Origin of the sequence: Tenacibaculum discolor (genome assembly GCF_003664185.1) — a bacterium.
Taxonomy (GTDB): Bacteria; Bacteroidota; Bacteroidia; order Flavobacteriales; family Flavobacteriaceae; genus Polaribacter; species Polaribacter discolor.
Window position 1 is genome coordinate 116,735 of record NZ_RCCS01000005.1, and the last position, 18,799, is coordinate 135,533.

The 18,799-nt window shown below is 32.1% G+C and carries 17 protein-coding genes; 3 read left to right on the forward strand and 14 right to left on the reverse strand.

Annotated features, from left to right (window positions below; genetic code table 11):
- The first annotated feature begins 1 nt into the window (after window position 1).
- Genes C8N27_RS04030 through C8N27_RS04040 form a run of 3 tightly spaced genes read left to right on the forward strand, consistent with a single transcriptional unit; the run spans window position 2 to window position 3,394 of the window.
- Window positions 2-304, forward strand: coding sequence for a hypothetical protein (locus C8N27_RS04030; RefSeq protein WP_121146379.1), 303 nt, complete (start codon window positions 2-4; stop codon window positions 302-304).
- Window positions 304-2,376, forward strand: coding sequence for a PepSY-associated TM helix domain-containing protein (locus C8N27_RS04035; RefSeq protein WP_121146380.1), 2,073 nt, complete (start codon window positions 304-306; stop codon window positions 2,374-2,376). The genes C8N27_RS04030 and C8N27_RS04035 overlap by 1 nt, the downstream gene beginning before the upstream one ends.
- A 43-nt stretch (window positions 2,377-2,419) precedes the next feature.
- A complete protein-coding gene (locus tag C8N27_RS04040; RefSeq protein WP_121146381.1) occupies window positions 2,420-3,394 on the forward strand; it encodes a helix-turn-helix domain-containing protein in 975 nt (324 codons plus the stop codon).
- 19 nt (window positions 3,395-3,413) lie between these two features.
- Here the strand turns inward: C8N27_RS04040 and C8N27_RS04045 are convergent, their stop codons facing one another.
- The 14 genes from C8N27_RS04045 to C8N27_RS04110 all read right to left on the reverse strand — a co-directional run bounded on the left by C8N27_RS04045 (window position 3,414) and on the right by C8N27_RS04110 (window position 18,793).
- Window positions 3,414-4,325: a sterol desaturase family protein gene (locus C8N27_RS04045; RefSeq protein ID WP_201796517.1), complete on the reverse strand. Its 912-nt coding sequence runs from the start codon at window positions 4,323-4,325 to the stop codon at window positions 3,414-3,416.
- Between the two features lie 3 nt (window positions 4,326-4,328).
- Window positions 4,329-5,357 carry an alpha/beta hydrolase gene (locus tag C8N27_RS04050; RefSeq protein ID WP_121146382.1) on the reverse strand — a complete coding sequence of 343 codons (1,029 nt, stop codon included), beginning with the start codon at window positions 5,355-5,357 and terminating at the stop codon, window positions 4,329-4,331.
- 2 nt (window positions 5,358-5,359) lie between these two features.
- On the reverse strand, window positions 5,360-6,460 hold the full coding sequence (locus C8N27_RS04055) for a heparan-alpha-glucosaminide N-acetyltransferase domain-containing protein (RefSeq protein ID WP_121146383.1): 1,101 nt from the start codon (window positions 6,458-6,460) through the stop codon (window positions 5,360-5,362).
- A complete protein-coding gene (locus C8N27_RS04060; protein WP_121146384.1) occupies window positions 6,461-8,299 on the reverse strand; it encodes an IucA/IucC family protein in 1,839 nt (612 codons plus the stop codon).
- Window positions 8,289-8,879: a GNAT family N-acetyltransferase gene (locus C8N27_RS04065; RefSeq protein WP_121146385.1), complete on the reverse strand. Its 591-nt coding sequence runs from the start codon at window positions 8,877-8,879 to the stop codon at window positions 8,289-8,291. The genes C8N27_RS04060 and C8N27_RS04065 overlap by 11 nt, the downstream gene beginning before the upstream one ends.
- Before the next feature lie 2 nt (window positions 8,880-8,881).
- Complete coding sequence (locus tag C8N27_RS04070) at window positions 8,882-11,299, reverse strand: GNAT family N-acetyltransferase (RefSeq protein ID WP_121146386.1); 2,418 nt, start codon at window positions 11,297-11,299, stop codon at window positions 8,882-8,884.
- Window positions 11,300-11,302: 3 nt separating this feature from the next.
- Window positions 11,303-12,478 (reverse strand): MFS transporter, encoded by a 1,176-nt coding sequence (locus C8N27_RS04075; RefSeq protein ID WP_244174708.1) that lies wholly within the window; start codon window positions 12,476-12,478, stop codon window positions 11,303-11,305.
- Between the two features lie 4 nt (window positions 12,479-12,482).
- Window positions 12,483-13,805 carry a lysine N(6)-hydroxylase/L-ornithine N(5)-oxygenase family protein gene (locus C8N27_RS04080; RefSeq protein ID WP_121146387.1) on the reverse strand — a complete coding sequence of 441 codons (1,323 nt, stop codon included), beginning with the start codon at window positions 13,803-13,805 and terminating at the stop codon, window positions 12,483-12,485.
- Window positions 13,806-13,810: 5 nt separating this feature from the next.
- Window positions 13,811-15,319, reverse strand: a complete 1,509-nt coding sequence (locus C8N27_RS04085; RefSeq protein WP_121146388.1) for a pyridoxal phosphate-dependent decarboxylase family protein — start codon at window positions 15,317-15,319, stop codon at window positions 13,811-13,813.
- Window positions 15,320-15,491: 172 nt separating this feature from the next.
- Window positions 15,492-15,824 (reverse strand): 2Fe-2S iron-sulfur cluster-binding family protein, encoded by a 333-nt coding sequence (locus C8N27_RS04090; protein ID WP_121146389.1) that lies wholly within the window; start codon window positions 15,822-15,824, stop codon window positions 15,492-15,494.
- 1 nt (window position 15,825) lies between these two features.
- Window positions 15,826-16,722, reverse strand: coding sequence for a sterol desaturase family protein (locus tag C8N27_RS04095; protein WP_244174709.1), 897 nt, complete (start codon window positions 16,720-16,722; stop codon window positions 15,826-15,828).
- Between the two features lie 5 nt (window positions 16,723-16,727).
- On the reverse strand, window positions 16,728-17,303 hold the full coding sequence (locus C8N27_RS04100; RefSeq protein WP_121146391.1) for a GrpB family protein: 576 nt from the start codon (window positions 17,301-17,303) through the stop codon (window positions 16,728-16,730).
- A gap of 7 nt (window positions 17,304-17,310) precedes the next feature.
- A complete protein-coding gene (locus C8N27_RS04105) occupies window positions 17,311-18,366 on the reverse strand; it encodes an NAD(P)/FAD-dependent oxidoreductase (RefSeq protein WP_121146392.1) in 1,056 nt (351 codons plus the stop codon).
- 190 nt (window positions 18,367-18,556) lie between these two features.
- A complete protein-coding gene (locus tag C8N27_RS04110) occupies window positions 18,557-18,793 on the reverse strand; it encodes a NifU family protein (protein WP_099214828.1) in 237 nt (78 codons plus the stop codon).
- Window positions 18,794-18,799: the final 6 nt, after the last annotated feature.

The following is an 18,799-nucleotide window of genomic DNA, read 5'->3' on the forward strand; positions in this document are numbered from 1 at the left end:
TATGCCTGCTAATTCTAAATATTTAAACCAATCACCTTGGCAGCAGTTCGCAAAAATCTCTGCTGGTCTCATTGGTGGATACATCATAAGTGCTCTACTACATATGTGTTTAGTTTTATGGCTACCCAATCCAAAAGAAGTACTAATCACCTCTATTTATACCATTTTTATTGTTTGGGGCGCTTTGTTAATTGTTCCTTACTTGTTTAAAAATGGATGGAAAGTTTGGATTTTATATCTCATAATTTCAATAATCCTATATGTAATTTATTACTTCGGAAATCAACAAAATCCATTTGTATAATGAGTAACAGAAATTACAATGTATTTTTCAATACACATACAGTTAGCGGTATTGTTATAAGTGTAGCCTTATATGTTATCTTTTTTACAGGTGCTTTTGCTCTTTTTAAAGATGAAATTGAAGCTTGGGAAGATGGTAAACATTCACAAAATATTGCTAGAGAAAATATTGATTATGATTCTTTATTAAAAAAACTCTCAGAAAATCATTATTTAACGAGTAGAGATATTCGTTTTTACTTAGGGCATAAAAGCGACAATATCTATGTCTTAACCTCAGCTGCTAAAGACACAGTAAATATTCCTGATGAAGCTAAATATCAAAACTATCAAGCTATAAATATTCATACTGGTGAAACAGCTAGTTATGTAGAGAAATATGGTTTAGGAGAGTTTTTATACCGTTTACATTTCTTTACACAAATTCCTACTATTGGAATTTACCTTGCCGGTTTTGTATCCTTATTCTTTTTGTTTGCCATTGTTACTGGAGTGATTGTGCATTGGAAAAAAATTATTTCAAACTTTTACCAGTTCAATCCCAAAATTGCTTTAAAAAGAGTCTGGACAGACGCACATACTGCATTAGGAATTATAGGACTTCCTTTTCAGTTTATGTACGCTGTTACTGCTGCTTATTTCTGTTTAAGTTTGTTTGTTTTACTTCCTGCAAACTTTTTATATGGTGGTGATCAAGATAAACTAATGGAAGATTTGCGCCCCGACCGTACATCGTATGAATGGATTGCTAAAACTGACAAAGAAATTCCTAGTGTCAATAAATTTGTAAAAGAAAATGCTAACCGCTGGTCTCATTTTAACTCAAATTATGTTTTAATTAAAAACTATGGCGGTACCAACATGAAATATTGCTTGATTGGTGAACTAGATTATAAAGAACGCTTTTTAAGTTCGGGAATGATATTTTATGATTTTGAGACCGATAAAACTTCGATTGTAAGAAATCCTAATGAAAGTAAGTATACAGATGATATTCAACTTTCTGTAAGCCGTTTACACTATGGTAATTTTGGAGGTATTACTGTAAAAGCTATTTACTTTATCCTAGCGCTTATTACTTGCTTCGTAATTATCACGGGGGTATTAATTTGGATTGAAGCTCGCAATAAAAAAAGTATGAGTTTAAAGCAACGTCTTTACACTGCCAAGGTAGGACATATTTATCTTGCTATTTGCTTGTCATTATTTCCTGTTATTGCCTTATTTTTCTTGGTCGTAAAATTATTACCAGAAACTTACCAAACTCAAAAAATGAGCATTTTATACACTTGGTTTTTTGTTATTTGGTTAGTAGCAATCCTCTATTTTAGATTTAAACGAAATAATTATTTCACAAACAAAACTACTTTACTAGCAGGTGCAATTCTAGGCTTTTTAGTTCCAATTGCTAGCGGCATTATTTCCAATAACTGGATTTGGAACACTTACAAAGCTAAGCAATTTGACATTCTTACAGTTGATTTACTATGGATAGGAATTTCTGTTACTGCATTATTTATCTATCTAAAAATAAAACCAGAAGTAAAAGCTAAAAGTACTTTTACAAAACACCCTATAGATTATAAAAATCGTAAACAGTTATTAGCTGAAGAAGCACAAAAAACAACTAAAGATTTAACTAACGAAAAGAAACAATTATTAAACAATAAAAACCACATACCTATGAGAACAAAAATTATAATCCTTTGGATATTTTTAGCAATTGGCTGGATAGTTCACCACATTTACGGACTGTTTAATATATACTACAATGAAACCTTAGTAATGGAGGGGGCAACTGGTGAAGCTCCTTTTATACATCACATATATCGTATTTTATTTGAAGGAATGTGTTTGCTTTTTGGTTTATTAACTATTGAAATTTCTAAGAAATGGTTTAAAATAACTTCAATCGTATGGGCTAGTATAGCTGGTTTATATAACGTATATCATTTCTTTGAGGCTATCTTACATGAATCAAGTAATATTTCTGAAATATTTATGCTTCTTTTAGTAGCTATTGCAAGTATATTTTTAATTATTAATATTTATAAATGGATTAAAGATATTTAATATACAATAAGCTTAATCTACATTTCCTTAGTCCCCCAATTTTATGGAAATTGCTATAGCCAACGATGATACATTGCAATTAAAAAAAATACTACAGTTACAAAATAAAAGTATAAACTGTGGTATAACAACCTATACCTATACAGTTAATGCTGCCTATGGTAATGGAATTATAACTAGTTACTATTTTGATGGTTTATTAATTACTATAATAAATGCTAAGTTTAAAAAAGATTTTCTTTTTACCTCAGATCATAACTTAAGTTCTTTAGAACTATCTGTTTTAATAGAAGGGGAAAAGATTATTCGTTTTTCTGATTTCAAAAACGACCTTATTCTTGAAAAAAATGAAAGCTGTCTTCTATACAATAACAATGAAGATAGTAAAGCCTTTTTTTACAGAGACAAACCTATAAACGAAATTAAAATTAGCATGTATGATTCTTTCATACAAAAACATCAAATGCAAGCTCTTTTGTCCAATGATAAGGCGCTTGGTTTAAAAAAAACAGAAACCTTTACTCAACAATTAACTTCTAATATGGAGAAAATTGTTACCGAAATACTCCTTAACTCACAAAAAGGGTTACTTAAACGTCTTTTTTTAGAATCAAAAACTTTAGAATTGCTACATCTTCAATTAGCTATTCGTACAAAAAAAGCGAGTAATTCTAATGAGAATATTCTTAAGAAAATATATAAAGTAGAAGCTATACTTCAAACAAATCTACATGAACAAATATCCATACAGCAGCTTGCTCGCAAAGTATTATTGAATCAAAATGTTTTAAAAAATGAGTTTAAAAAATTGTTTGATGAAACTATTTTCAATTATGCTAAAAAATTAAGAATGGAGAAGGCTAAAAACCTATTGACTCATACTCAAAGACCTATTTATGAAGTAGCTGATATGGTAGGGTATAAAAACCCTACTCATTTTACAGCTGCTTTTAAAAAGTTTGAAAAAGTTACTCCTAAAGAGTTTAGAAAGAATTATTCTTATGAGTCTTCAAACTAGAGTCTGAGTTTATACTCATTTATTTCTCAAGTTTGTTTAACCAAGCTTCATTCCTGTACTCTCTTGCCTTTTTTCCTCCATCAATATGGTTCCAACCTGGAGGCATAAAAACATATTTTACTTTGTCTATTAATCTTGGTGCTTTTTTAACGTCTAACCATAATTCTTTCCATAGTAAAAACTGTACATCCCATATGCTTTCACTATTCAATTTGTCATGCATAATTCCATATTCAATCTTTTCATTATCTAATTCTTTTTGAAAAGTTTTAAATAAGCGATCCCAAATACTAAAGGTTTCGCCATAATTTCTATCTAAATAAATATGGTTTTTAGCATGATGCACCCTATGAACTGAAGGCGTAATTAATATCTTATCCAACTGTTTCTGCTTTCCAATAACTTTTTCGTTTATATGTGTTAACGTAGCATATAGTCTTGCTATCGGCTCAATTACAAAAATCATCAATGGATGAAATCCTACTATTGGAAGCCATATAAAATTAAACGGAGTAAAAAACACATCAAATATTGATCCTCGTGCAACTACAGTTAAATTCATTTCTTCTGCTGTATGATGTACACCATGGATACACCATAAAACTCGAACTTTATGTCCTAATAAATGAATAAAAAACACTGTAAAATCGTACAATAAGTAAGCCGCAATCCAAACATACCATTGAAACCCTAAGGTAAAAAATCTATTTTCATACAACCAAAACATGCTAGCCACAATAAACACTTTTGACAGTAAAAAATATGGAATGCTTTGCACTAAATATGATATAATACTAACGACTCCTTCTTTGTTTTTTTCTACATAACTTGTTACTATAAGAATTCCCCATTCAACTAGCATTAAAACAAGCACTATTATACTCATATGTTCTAATTGACCTACAAGTACTTTTATAGATGATAAATCCATTTTTTAATTATTCTTATAAAAATTATTCTTTAAAAAAGCACACACTTGTGCTACTGCTCCTTTTGAAGCTTCGGTTTTTCTAAGAGCATTTAGTACTATAAAATCGTGTATTGTTCCTCCATATCTTGTTGAAACAACTGGTACTTTAGCTGTTCTTAACTTTTTGGCGTACGCCTCACCTTCGTCTCTTAGCACATCATATTCCGCCGTTATTAAAAGTGTTTTAGGTAAATTTTGAAGTTCTTCTAAACTTGCTTTTAAAGGAGTTACAGTTGCTAATGATTGCGTGCTTTTATCAGAAGCGTATACTTCCCAAAACCATTTCATGGTAGCTTTAGTTAAATAATGCCCTTTAGAAAATTGTTCATATGATTTGGTGTTTAAATTAGCATCGGTTACAGGATACAACAACACTTGCCCAAGAATTTTAGGAGCTCCTTTTTCTTTTGCCTTCATTGCTACGGTCGTTGCCATGTTTCCTCCTACACTGTCACCACCAACTATAATTCTGTTTGAATCTAATCCATAGTTCTTCCCATATTTTGACATAAATAAAGCTGCTGCATACCCTTCTTCATTTGCTACAGGATACTTTATTTCTGGTGCTCTTGAATATTCTACAAAAACAACTCCTACATTAGCTTTTAAAACAATATCTCGCATTAACCTTTTGTGTGTTTCAAAGCTATTAAACACCCATCCTCCTCCATGAAAATACACTAGTATTGGAAGCAATTTTTCAGCCTTTTTTGGCTTTATGATTACTGAATTAACTTTCCTATCTTCTTCTTTAAAGGTAACTTTTGTAAAAATTACGTTATCATAGGTTAAGGTTGAATCTTTTTGCATGTTTTCCATAGCTAACCTTCCCACATCCAAAGGCAAATCTTGTAATGGTGGGCCTTGATAAGAATGAATAGCTTCTAAAAACTCTTGAACAGTAGGATCTAATCCATAACTCCCTGCTAATGTTGCTTGCGCTGCAGATTTAAGCTGCAATAAGACAACAATAATTACTAATAACCTCTTCATACCTATGCCATTTGTTGTGCTAACCTTGCTTTTTTACTTCTTTTTGCAACCTTGTATTTGTTAAACAGATATAATAAACTGAAAGTTCCTATGTTTACAGCCAACATAATGGCTAAAACCATTGGTTCGTTATAAGCTGAAAATTCTGTAAACACTAGTAACCAGTAAATTAACACCCATTGTATCATATAAAAAAGGGTAACATTCTTGCTACAGTAAAAAAACAATCTGCTTACATAATTGTTCTTAGGAAGATTTCGTTCTATTAAATAATACACCCAGAAAAGAACTAAGATACACCCCATTAATCCCATACTTCCTCCTGGGCCTAAATGATAATAATCTCCAAAATGGTATTCATAATTATAATCACACAGTAACTTTCCTGTTACGAGAAAAACGATACCTATATACAACATTGGTCTGAATAAAGATTTATCAGCATTTTCAGGTGCTTCTTGGTATCTTAATCCTAAATACAGCCCCATCAGAATAAATGAAATCCACGGAAATAAAGGAAAGTATACATCAAAGTTATTACCCCAAATAAGGTTTAAAACATAATCTACCCCAGGAATTCCTAGTTGAATACCACTTACAATTTTTGAAAGCCACATAACGACCAATGCTATAAGTATGAGTATGTTTTTATTTTTAATTAAGAACTTAAACGATATCCCTATTAAAAATAATGATATCCCTATTAGTTGAAACATATCTCCTTTTAAAAAGTAGTTTAACATACTATACGGATTACTTACTTGAAGCCCGCTTGCCTTTACAAAACTTTCTGGAAAACCTCCAAAAAACAAAAGAGGTACTATAAATCTTAAGAAGTTTAAAATGTATCCTAAAATAATAATGAATAAAGCTTTTTTAAAGATTCCTTTTTTATTGGAGTTTCTTGAGAATGCAAATGATATCCCCATTACAATAAGGAAAACGGGTGATCCTCTTTCTAATATCTGAGCTATATTTCCAGTTATCGAGTTTTCCCAAGTATCCATATTTGAAAAAATCATCATCACATGTACTGGAATCATAATAAGAACACTAAATCCTCTTACAAAGTCCACAGCTCTTACTCTATTTTGTTTTTCCATTTAATTCTTTTTAAATTTTATATTTTTTGAGCTATTATTTTTTACTGCTGTCTCTTCTTTTTTAAATTTTGCTAGTGGATTCTCTAGAATTCCTTCCAATTTTAAGCTTTCAATTGGATCGGCTAAACTCAATATTTGTTTTGTGTTACTTAACTGCAACCTGTTTAAGCAACAACGATCAAACTCATTAACAAATAAATCGTATCGTTCGTATTTCTCTGAAAACTCTGGATGCTCTTCCTGATACTCATACACACATTCTGCTACCAATTCCCAAAAGTTTTCTTCTGAAAAGTTTGCATAACTGTCTAATTGTTGTGCCATAAAACGGAAAAAGCAATCAAAAACATCTGTAAAAATTGAAAGTACTTTCATTGCATCAGAGGTTTTAGTAAACAATCTTTTAGCGTGCTCAGGCAAGTGCATTGCTTCATTAAAAACAATCACTTCTTCAGTAATATCTTTCATTAACACATATACTGGCGTGTTTTCTTCTAATACTAGAATAAGGTTTTCTCCATGTGGCATAAACACAAATTCATACTTATAAAAGCAGTGTAATAGTGGTGTTAAATAAGCTTTTAAATAACGCTGAACCCAAGTACCGGTGTCATAAGGAGATGCTTCTATTAAAGCGGTTAAAAATGATTTTTCTTGATAGTCTACATGCAGTAAAGCAGCCATCGTAAGTACTCGTTGGTTAGAGCTTATTTTTGTAAACGGACTCTCACGCCACAAGGCTGATAACATCTTGTTATGCGGATTCGTTTTTCCTAACACCTCATAATAGTGATTATGATATCCTACCGTTGCTACTTCCCCCAACATGGTAAATCCATTGTTTAGTAAGTATGTGTCTTCTGCCAACAAATCTGTTATCCATTGGGTGATGTGCGGCGTACTTTGCATGTAATAAGGAGAAAGTCCACGCATAAAGCCCATGTTTAAAATCGACAATGCTGTTTTCGTATATAACTTTTCTGGATGTGAAACATTAAAAAGTGTTCTGATAGATTGTTGAACTGAAAAGTCATCATCACTTTCACCTACCAAAATGATATTTTTTTGAGCAATATCTGCTCCAAAAACAGCTACTATCTTATTTTTCCATTGCCATGGATGCACTGGCATAAAAATGTAATCTTCTGAAGCAACATTATATTTTTTCAAGACTTCTTTAAATGAACTCACTTTTTCTTCACCTAACTCATTTTCTAGAAGTTTTTCATATTCATAACCTTTAATGGCTGTGTAAGTCGCATATTTTTTATGAGCTGCAATCCATATGAGTTTAAACGATTGATTACTTTCTGGTGAATATCTATGGTAATCATCTATATTAAATCCTATTCTTCCATTGTTTGCTACAAAACATGGATGTCCTTCAGTCATTGCATGCTCTATTTCTTGAAAGTTTTTTTCGGCTAATTCACTTGCTGAAAATTTTTCGTTCGTGTATTTATATGCTGCGCCAGAAAGCGTACTCGCTATTTCTTCTAAATAGGTTGCTAAAAATTCATTTGGGATACCTAATGTATTTTGGAATTCCGTAATAAAGTGCAGTGCATCTAAGCAAACTTCTTCTGATGAATTATTCTTTTTGATAATGCTCTTTGCATCCACCATCCAATGGTCGAGTAAATATTTCTTCGCCTTAAAATGATATGTAAACTCCTTATTATCAGAAATTATCTGATATACACATCCATGAACTTCTTCTGAAATAAATTCAGGAATTAAAATAAGCTCATGTGAAAACTCACTGATTGCTTTTTTTATTAGTTGACGATTTACAAAACTCCATACTTCGGGTTGTAAATGTGCTATATTATTTGTCATGTTGTTCTAGTTTGATTAAAGCTGATTGGTAAATCTCTCTTGTACAAAAAGCTAAGGCTGCTTTTTTATGAGGTAACTCAACTTCTTTTTGATATTCAAAACCTGCTTTTTTATTTAGCGTATGAATTTTTTCGTTATTCACATCGGGTTCTACAACAATTCTTTCCACTTGTGGCAAGCTGAAAAAATAATCGATAATGGTTGAAAATACATGCCATGTAAACTGTGGTATTCTTCTTTCTACTGGTGCTACCAAAACATGCATTCCGTAATCGTTTTCTTGTGCATTGTAATAGTTTGCTATGATGTCTTCTGATGCTTTGTACAACTCCATTAAAAAAACAGGAGTATCATTTAACATTCCTATATAACTATCATGAAATGGATTATTTTCTATTTCATGATACTCAGTATGTACTTCTTCTAAAGACTTATTTAACATCTCCCAATATTTTGCATAAGGTTGTGTTACCCAACTATGCAACATTGGTGTATCTGTTTCCAATTGAAATGGACGAATACTGATTACCCCCAATTCCTTAATTTCTTTACTAAATACTTTTTGATGTGTTTGAACCATAGTTATACTTCCTGAGTTTTAAATGCTGCTATCGGGTTTTTTAACTTTCCTGCAAATTGGAGTAGGGCAATAGGGTCATCTAAATCAATCATTTGTTTGTGATTATTTAATTGCAGTCTGTTTAAACACGAAAGCTTAAAGTCTTCAGCAAACAAATCATACTGTTTGAACTTATTTGATAATTCTGGAAACTGTTCTTGATATTCCTGAATATTTTCTGCTACCAACTCCCAAAAACGGTGCTCGCTGTAATTAGCATGTTCCTCTAAAATTGGTGCTAAAAAGCGGAAGAAACCATCAAACATATCTGTAAAAATTGATAATAGTTTTACGTCTTCTGGAACTGGAGCATACATTCTCTTCAAGTCTTCAGGAAGTTCAACTTCAGGATTTAAAATACATGCTTCTTCAGTAATATCTTTTAATAAAACATATACTGGAATGTTATTTTCTAATACCATGATAATGTTTTCCCCATGTGGCATAAACACCAAATCGTACTCATAAAAACAGTGTAACATTGGGCTTAAATACGCCTTTAAATAGCTACGTAACCAGTTGTCTATTGAAATACCAGAGTCTTTAATAATTTCTGGTAATAATGCTTTTCCATGATGGTCTATATGTAATAATGCAGCCATCGTTAGTGGTTTTTGGTTTTGTCTAACTACTGAATATGGGCTTTCTCTCCACAATGATGCTAACATTTTATTGTAATCGTTGTGTGGACCAAACTCTTCAAAATATGAATTCACATAGCTTACTGAACCTATTTCACTTAACATCCTAAATCCGTTTGCCTTTATATAAGCATCGTTATATAATAGATTTTCTAACCAAACCGCCATTTTTGGAGCTGTTCCTAAATAGTACAATGGTAACCCTCTCATAAAGCCCATATTTAGAATAGACAATGCCGATTTCGTATAAAATTTCTTCGGATTGGTTATATTAAATAAGGTTCTTATGGATTGCTGCGCTAAGTATTGGTCTGGTCCGTATCCTAGGCAGATTAAATCTCCTTTGGCTACTTCTGAAGCAAAAATTGTAGCTAATTTGTTAAACCACTGCCATGGATGAATAGGAATAAATAAGTAATCCTTTGGACTAAAGCCTTTTTCTTCAATTATTTTATTGAATTGTGCTATGGTATCGGCGCCTAACTCTTTATGTATTAAGGTTTCATAAGGCAATGTCTCTATTGCTGAATACACTGCTTTCGCAGTATGCCCCGCCAACCATAATAACGAAAAAGAGTTTCCTGCTTCAGGTGCATACGAACGATAATCGCTACTATCAAAACCTATTCTACCATTATTTGCTACAAAACCTGGATGCCCTTCAGTCATTGATTGTTCTATCGTTTGAAAATCGGCTGTTGCTAATTCTTTGGCTGTAGGATTTCCTTTTGTAATCTTAAACGCACTTCCATATAGCGTACTTATGATTTCTTCTAAATACACTGGCATTTTTTCATCAGCAATTCCCAGCGCTTTTCTAAACTCTTTTATAAAAGTGATTGCATCAACCTCTTCTTCAACATCTTTTACATACCTTCTTATAGAACCTTCATCAATCATTAAATGATTCAAAGCCATTGGTTTTGCTTTAAACTCATATTGAGTTTCTGTATTATCTGCATGAACTTTATATAACTTATATCCGCTATTTAGTTCTTGAATTACTTCAGGTTGTATTAGTAGTTCATGTGAAAACTCACACAATGCTTTTTTTACTAATAATAGATTGGCTTTTTGCCAAACTTTGGGTTGTATATGTTGTGTTGATTGTTGTGGAGAAACCACATTATCTAAGGTATTCATGGCACTTCTTTTTGATGGTAAAAAGGATTGGATTTTTTGTTGGTAATTGGTCTTGTTTAAAAATGCTAGTTGTGCTATTTTGTTAGGTAATTCTATTACGTTTCCTAGTTGAAAACCTATGCGTTGGCACAGTGCAAACATTTTTTTGTTTCGAATATCTGGCTCAACTACTATTCTGTTAATAGTTGGGTTTGTGAAAACAAAATCCATAATTGCTCGAAACATAAACCATGTAAAGTTTGGTGTTTTAGTGATTTTTGGCGGTGCTACAATAATGTGTACTCCACAATCGGATGTTTTAGCTTTATAAAAATCATTAATAATATCTAGTTGCGGATTGTAGCGTTCTACTATAAATGCGGGTTCGTTATGAAACATTCCTACAAAAACATCGTAATGTTTTGGTGCAACAAGTTGGGTATATTCTTCTTCAACTTCTTCTACCGTTGCATTTTGCATTCCCCAAAAAACAGCATATTCTTGAGTTACCCATTGTTGTAAAAAAGCACTGTCTTTTTTTACTTGAAAAGGACGAATGGTAATCGTTCCGAAGTCTTTATAATCTTTTAAAAAAACTATGGTATCTGTAGTTATCATAATTTAGGCTTTAGCTAGTTGTTTATGTACTTTTTTTACTGATTTAAAAACCATAAAGTACAAGACAAGTGTTAATACAAAACCTCCTAAGGCAATGACAAACGGTATACGTAATCCGAAACCTTCTACTATAATTCCTACATTTAATGAAGCTAAGAGCACACCTAAATTTTGAAAGAAATGGATTTTGCTATAATCTACGGAGTAAGATTCTGGTGTGCTTAATTCGAATAATAAAATGTCGAATTTCACGACTCCTTGAAAAATTGCCCATCCATAAATAATTCTTCCTAAAACTACTGATGCTTCATTGGGTATTCCTTGTAATACAAGTCCAATTAACCCGATACACAAAGCATTGATAATTCCTTCGTGTCCTTCTGATTTTCGTTTGTTGTTAATCCACAAGGCTACCAATGCTACAAAACCAGGAATGGCATACATAGTACCAGAAACCAATTTGCTTTTATACATTGAAAAACTTTCCCAGTACGTTGAAAAGAAAGGTCTGATTAAAAAATCGCTGAAGTATAATATCAATGTGATTAGACCTAGCTTTAAAATAAATCCTTTCGGAATAAGCTTTTTATCGGTAACAGCTGGTTCTTCTGAAATAATTAAATCGGTAGCGTATTTTTTACTTTTTAATAAATAACCGCTCATAGCCATTTGAATAAAGTCTCCTGCTGCCATAATTAAAAAAATACTACTCGGATTTATATAGTCCACCGTTATTCCTCCTAATACAGCTCCTAAAATTCCACCTAAATGCACCACTACAGAAAGTAACCCAATTGTACTTGGGTGTTCTTCTTTAGTAATAATCTTTAAAATGTAAGGGTACACTAACAAGTAACTTCCTTTAAATAACACCATGACAAGTGATATTATCCAAAAATTAATGTATGATGTAGTGTAATAGCAATACAATGCTAATACACCTGCAATTGCTTGGGTGTATACTAAAATATTTAATTCTGATACTTTTTTAGAAACATATGCCCAAAATGGAAATGCAATCATTACCATAAAACAGATGGCTGCAAAGTAGTATCCTACATTTTTGGGATTCGTGATTCCGAAGCGAAGCTCGAAAAACTGCGGATAAAATGGATGCAGTAGGTAATCACTTACTACTGCAACCAACGTCATTACAATTAAAAATGTTTTTAGCTTCATATTCTTAAGCAAAAACATTGAGTTCTATTTCTTCCTCTTGCGTTACTTCAAATTGTTGAAACGCTATTTTTTGCTCAATAGGATAATGCTCTACTCCTGTTATCTCTTTAATGATATATGAGTTTTTATAAGCAGCCATACCTAAATCGGGTGTTACAAAACCGTGGGTGTGCAACTCTACATTCTGTACAAAGATTTCATTGTGATTTTTATCTATGCTGTAATTGCGTTGTACATCGAATCGATCTTGATAATCCCATAAAATCCTGTTTGAAATTCCCTCTATAAAATCAGGTAATTGATATTCATAACCTGTAGCAAGAACTAATCCGTCAGTTTCATGTTCAAAATACTTGTCTTGTTCTACCTGATGTAGCTCAAGTTTAATACCTTCATCTGATACCTTGGTGGTTTTCAATTCAGAATTGGTACGTAACGAAACTTTTAATGGCTCTTTTGACACTACTCGTTTTGCGTACAACGTATCGTGGATAGATCCTATTAAATCTTGGTTGATTCCTTTGTATAAATGCTTTTGATTTTTAATGAGCGCATCTCTTCTTGATGCTGGTAAGTTGAAAAAGTAGTCTACATACTCTGGTGAGGTCATTTCTAGCGTTAGTTTAGAATACTCTAACGGAAAGAAACGAGGTGAACGGGTTATCCAATTTAATTCATAGCCTTTAGTATCTATTTCTTGTAATAAATCAGAAAATATTTCAGCAGCACTTTGTCCGCTTCCTAATACTGTTATCCTTTTCTTACTTTGTAATTGTTCTTTGTTAGGCAAGTATTGTGATGAATGAACAGCAGTATCTTTTAACTTTTTACAACAAGCAGGAATGTAAGGTTGTGTTCCTGTTCCTAAAACCAATTTTTTTGCTTTATATATTTTAATTTCCTGTGTTTTTGTACAAACACTAGTAACTACATAAATTCCTTCTTTTTGATCGTAGTCTACATTCGTAACTTCTGTATTAAAATATATGTTAGAAAGCTTGCTAATTACCCACTGACAATAGTGGTTGTACTCATTTCTAAGTAGCAAGAAGTTCTCTCGTATGTAAAAAGAATAAATTCTTCCTTGTTCTTTTATATAGTTAAGAAAACTAAAAGGACTTGTTGGATCGGCAAGTGTTACCAAATCTGCCATAAAAGGCACTTGTAAAGTGGTGTCTTCCAACAACATTCCTGGATGCCAATCAAATTTTTCTTTTTTATCAAGAAAAACTCCATTTAAACCTTCAATAGGTTCTGATAAACATGCTAATCCTAGGTTAAAAGGACCTACTCCGATAGCTATAAAATCTACTATATTATTCTTCATCTTTTTTAGTTTGTAGTTTTGTATTGTTCTCCCGTAGTTTTTATCATTTCTATAATATTGAGGAGATTGTTAATTGTATTTTTAGGATTGAGTAAGGTAAATTTCAGATAGATATTACCATTTAACTTTGTACTTGCAATTGATGCTTTCCCAGCTTTATATAAAGTGTTTTTGATATATAAATTAATCGAGTTATGAATAATATCTTCAGCTACACCTTCTGCTTTATATCTAAATACTAGTGTACTTAGTTCTGGTATATGAGCAACTTCAAAACATTCTTGACCTCTTATGCTTTCATATACTTTCTTTGTTAAAGAGTGTACGTCTTCTAAGTAATTAGCAATAGTTTTTGTTCCTAAAATTTTTAAGGTTAACCAAACTTTTAAGGCATCGAATCGGCGTGTAGTTTGGATTGATTTTTCTATAAGGTTTGGTCGTTCTGGATCTTTATCTTCAATAGGGTTTAAGTAGTCTGCATAGTAAGATACATACTGAAAATGTTCCTTGTTATTAACTAGGAAAGCACTACAACTTACAGGTTGAAACAAGGTTTTATGAAAATCTATGGTAATAGAATCCGCTAACTCAATACCTTTAAAATATTTTTTATGGGTATTTGTAAGCGCAAAAGCACCACCATAAGCACCATCTGCATGTAACCACATGTTGTGTTCGTTGGCTATTTTCCCTATCGTTTGTATCGGATCGAAGCTTCCATAATCAGTAGTACCTAATGTTGTTACAACTGCTATTGGAATATTACCTTCTTGCTTTGTTTTTTCTATAGCCAACACAAATTCATTTGCATCCATCTGCATTTTCTTATCAACTTTTACAGGTATAACCGCATCATAGCCCATACCTAGTAAAGCTGCGCTTTTTTGGATACTGAAATGTGCTTTTTCTGAACAAAAAATTCTGAACTTACTTATTTCATTACTCCATCCATGTTGCTTGATGTTAATTCCAAAATGTTTGAAAGCATAGTTATCTCGAGCCATTAATAACCCCATGAAATTAGATTGTGTTCCTCCACTTGTAAAAACACCATCTGATTTATTTGAAAGATTAAATACATTGGTTATCCATTGAATAACTTCTTGTTCTATAAAAGTTGCTGAAGTACTTTGATCCCATGTTTCAACTGCAGTATTAATTGTGGTTGTAATCATCTCTGCAATGATTGATGGTAAAGTAATTGGACAATTTAAATGCGCTACGTATGTTGGATTATGAAATGCAATAGCATTTTTTATATATAAGTTATTCAACTCTTCCAAAACACTATCTATAGGTTGTGTTTCTTCTATATTTACCAGTTTCGCTTGTTCTTTATTTACTAAAATTTCTTCAAGGTTGTCTCCTTGATAAAAAGTTCTTTTGGATAAAAATTGTTGAATATAAGTGGTTGTTTTCCGAATATACTCTTCATACAACTGTGCTGATTCATCACTAAACAAATAACTATTTAATGACAATTCTTTTAGTGAAGGAGTGGTTTTAAGAATCATTTATTTTTATTTAGTCTTAATAATTTAAAGCAAAAGTATATTTAGACCAAACAAACTAAATGACGTAAATGGAATTTAAAATGACGTAAATAGCATATTTTACAAAAAAGGAAAGCGCCAGTATTTAGTGTACACTAAATACTGGCGCTTTAAAAACTTTATTCTTTTGTTCTTAGCTCTCTGGAGCTAACTCTACTTCTAAACCATCTAGATCGGAGGTCATTTGTATTTGACAACCCAATCGGCTATTATCTTCTACATAAAAAGCCTCTGCTAACATTGCTTCTTCATCATCTCCCATTTCTGGTAATTCGTGATCTGATTTTACATAGCATTGACATGATGCACACATTGCCATTCCTCCACAAATACCAATGGTTCCTTCAGGAGCTAATTCGTACGAGCGAACTACTTCCATTAAGTTCATAGCCATATCTGTTGGTGCTTGTACCTCGTGCGTTACTCCATCACGGTCGGTAATTTTTATCGTAATATCTTGTTCCATTTTACAAGTTCATTTTTTTTCGAAGTGTTTTTGCTCTTTTATCTTCTCCATCATGTGTCCAACCTGGTGAATTGAATATATAATTGAGTTTATCACTCCATTTATCTGCTCTTTTTACATCCTTCCAAATAGCAGCATACTCATGTGTTGCCACTTTTACTGGATTAAACGTTTCAATATTTACAGTTAATCCATATACTGGTTTATCAATTTCTTTTAATTCTTCAGAAAAAGTACCAAACATACGGTCCCAAATAATTAAAATTCCTGCATGATTACAATCTAAGTAACGAATATTAGATGCGTGATGCACTCGGTGATGTGATGGTGTATTAAAAATAAATTCAATTGGTTTTGGTAGCTTATCAACCAATTCTGTATGTACAAAAAACTGATAAATTAAACTGATTCCCATCATGGTAAACATCATTAAAGGATCAAATCCTAATAACGGAATCCACATCCAAAAGAAAAATTTATGAATACGTTCACCCACACCTTGGCGCAGTGCTGTTCCTAAATTCATATGTACCGATGAATGATGTGGTACATGACCTGCCCAGAACAAACGTATTTCATGATTTAATCGGTGAAACCAGTAATAGGCAAAATCATCGGCAAGTAATAATAAAATCCACGCCCACCATTGGCGTTCTACAACACCTTTTAACGGACTGATTTCATATAAATAGAAAAAAGCTACAAAAGCTAAAATTTTTGGAATAAATTCAACAATGGCAGAAAACACCATCATCAACATTGATACTCCAGTATCTTTACCATGGTATTTTTCTTTTGCTATTCGGTATTCCACGAACATAGAGATGAAAAATACAGGTAAGGCGAAGTACAATAATTTGTCTTCTGATAATTGCTGTATGTATTCAGTTAATGTCAATATTTTTATTGGTTCTTATATAAACTTAATGTCTCTTTTACAAAGTTTGTTTTTCCTAAAACATAGGCTCCTCTATCGTTTCTATATTTTGAAGCTAGTTCAACTTTTAATTTTTCGTATTCTTTTGCTCTATCGGGATTTTCAATTAAGTAATCTCTAAATTTTAACTGATCACACATTACATTATCCTTTGGACACATATGAATATGAAAAATTTGCTCATTTTTTCCTTCAAAATTATATCCTTTAGCGAAAGACATATAAGCCTCTATATCTTCTCGGGCAGGAACTTCAAAGAAAGAATACCCTAACTTTTCAAATTGTTTTATTAATTCTTTATTGAAAAGAAACTTTTTTGGAATTTCTATAAACAAATCAATATAATTCTTTGCTTTTATATTGGGAATTGAAGTGCTTCCAAAATGTTCAATTCTATTAAAATACGAATTATCTATGTTTTCTAGAATTTGCTGTTTTTCTTCTTCAAAAACAAGTTTCCAATTGGTATTATGATTAGATAATTCAATGGGAAAGAGTGTATTCCAATCTTCCCTTGTTAAATCGTATAATGTCCTTTTCACTAATTACTTAGTTAATCGCTTTTACTACTGCTTTAGGCGCTTCTTTTCTAGTACCATCAAATCCATCAACCCCACCAACCGTTGTATATTTCATCACGTATTTTTTATCTGGATGAATACGTTTGTAAGCGCTCTGACACATTAACGTTGCTTCGTGGAATCCGCATAAAATTAACTTTAATTTTCCAGGGTATGTATTCACATCACCTATTGCATAAATTCCTTCTACATTTGTTTGGTAGTCTAAAGCGTTGTTTACTTTTATGGCATTTTTTTCTATTTCTAATCCCCAATTAGCTATTGGACCTAATTTTGGAGATAATCCAAACAATGGAATAAAATGCTGACAAGGTAATGTAAACGGTTCTTTATCTTTTTGCTCTACTAATACACCTTCTACCTTTTCTTCTCCTACAATACCTTTAACTTCTGCTGGTGTAATTAGCATTAGTTTTCCTTCATTCTTTAATTCTTGTACTTTATCAACAGAGTCTAAAGCTCCACGGAACTCATTTCTTCTGTGAATTAAAGTTACAGATTTTGCTACATCAGTTAAGAAAATAGACCAATCTAAAGCAGAATCTCCACCACCAGCAATTACCACGTCTTTACCACGATAAATTTCTGGTTCTTTAATCATGTATTCCACTCCTTTATCTTCAAAATTAGCAATATTTGGAATAGGTGGTTTACGTGGTTCAAAACTTCCTAAACCTCCCGCAATTGCTACTACTGGTGCTTGGTGTTTTGTTCCTTTATTGGTGGTTACGATAAACGTTCCGTCATCTTGCTTTTCAATAGTATCAGCACGTTCTCCTAAAGTAAAACCTGGTTCAAATTGTTTAATTTGTTCCATCAATTTATCGGTTAAGTCACCAGCTAAAATCTCTGGATATGCTGGTATATCGTAAATTGGTTTTTTAGGATAAATTTCTGAACATTGCCCTCCTGGTTGTGGTAAGGCATCAATTAAATGACAACGTAATTTTAATAATCCTGCTTCAAAAACCGTAAATAATCCTGTAGGTCCTGCTCCAATAATTAATATATCTGTTTGTATCATTTTATAACAAAATTCTCTTATTTATACTGAGATTCCTGCCTTTTGAAATAAGACAGGAATATGTATGCGTTAGTGATTGAGTGGCTTGTTTGAGCTCTTCCAATTTTTTAATTGGAAAGCGAGTAACGAAAGCACGCTCGAACGCCCAAAATTAAAGTATTTGTTTAGCTTAAAACCTGACTTTTATCAGTTAAGCTACGTTAATTACTTCTGTAATTTCTGGTGCGTATTTTTTTATAGTTGCTTCTACTCCGTTTTTCAAGGTCATTTGATTGACTGAACAACCGCTGCAAGCTCCTTCTAATTGTACTTTTACTGTACTGTCTTCAATAGATAATAGTTTAATATTACCTCCATCACTTACTAAAAAAGGTCGGATTTCTTCCAACGCTTTTTCTACGTTATTTCTTATGTCTGCTGTTGCCATAACTGC

Coding starts and splice junctions, on each gene's coding strand:
- C8N27_RS04105 (WP_121146392.1), bottom strand. CDS start 18,366: ATGATACAAACAGATATATTAATTATTGGAGCAGGACCTACAGGATTA.
- C8N27_RS04050 (WP_121146382.1), bottom strand. CDS start 5,357: ATGAAGAGGTTATTAGTAATTATTGTTGTCTTATTGCAGCTTAAATCT.
- C8N27_RS04110 (WP_099214828.1), bottom strand. CDS start 18,793: ATGGCAACAGCAGACATAAGAAATAACGTAGAAAAAGCGTTGGAAGAA.
- C8N27_RS04045 (WP_201796517.1), bottom strand. CDS start 4,325: ATGGATTTATCATCTATAAAAGTACTTGTAGGTCAATTAGAACATATG.
- C8N27_RS04090 (WP_121146389.1), bottom strand. CDS start 15,824: ATGGAACAAGATATTACGATAAAAATTACCGACCGTGATGGAGTAACG.
- C8N27_RS04035 (WP_121146380.1), top strand. CDS start 304: ATGAGTAACAGAAATTACAATGTATTTTTCAATACACATACAGTTAGC.
- C8N27_RS04065 (WP_121146385.1), bottom strand. CDS start 8,879: ATGGTTCAAACACATCAAAAAGTATTTAGTAAAGAAATTAAGGAATTG.
- C8N27_RS04075 (WP_244174708.1), bottom strand. CDS start 12,478: ATGAAGCTAAAAACATTTTTAATTGTAATGACGTTGGTTGCAGTAGTA.
- C8N27_RS04085 (WP_121146388.1), bottom strand. CDS start 15,319: ATGATTCTTAAAACCACTCCTTCACTAAAAGAATTGTCATTAAATAGT.
- C8N27_RS04060 (WP_121146384.1), bottom strand. CDS start 8,299: ATGACAAATAATATAGCACATTTACAACCCGAAGTATGGAGTTTTGTA.
- C8N27_RS04080 (WP_121146387.1), bottom strand. CDS start 13,805: ATGAAGAATAATATAGTAGATTTTATAGCTATCGGAGTAGGTCCTTTT.
- C8N27_RS04040 (WP_121146381.1), top strand. CDS start 2,420: ATGGAAATTGCTATAGCCAACGATGATACATTGCAATTAAAAAAAATA.
- C8N27_RS04055 (WP_121146383.1), bottom strand. CDS start 6,460: ATGGAAAAACAAAATAGAGTAAGAGCTGTGGACTTTGTAAGAGGATTT.
- C8N27_RS04070 (WP_121146386.1), bottom strand. CDS start 11,299: ATGATAACTACAGATACCATAGTTTTTTTAAAAGATTATAAAGACTTC.
- C8N27_RS04030 (WP_121146379.1), top strand. CDS start 2: ATGCCTGCTAATTCTAAATATTTAAACCAATCACCTTGGCAGCAGTTC.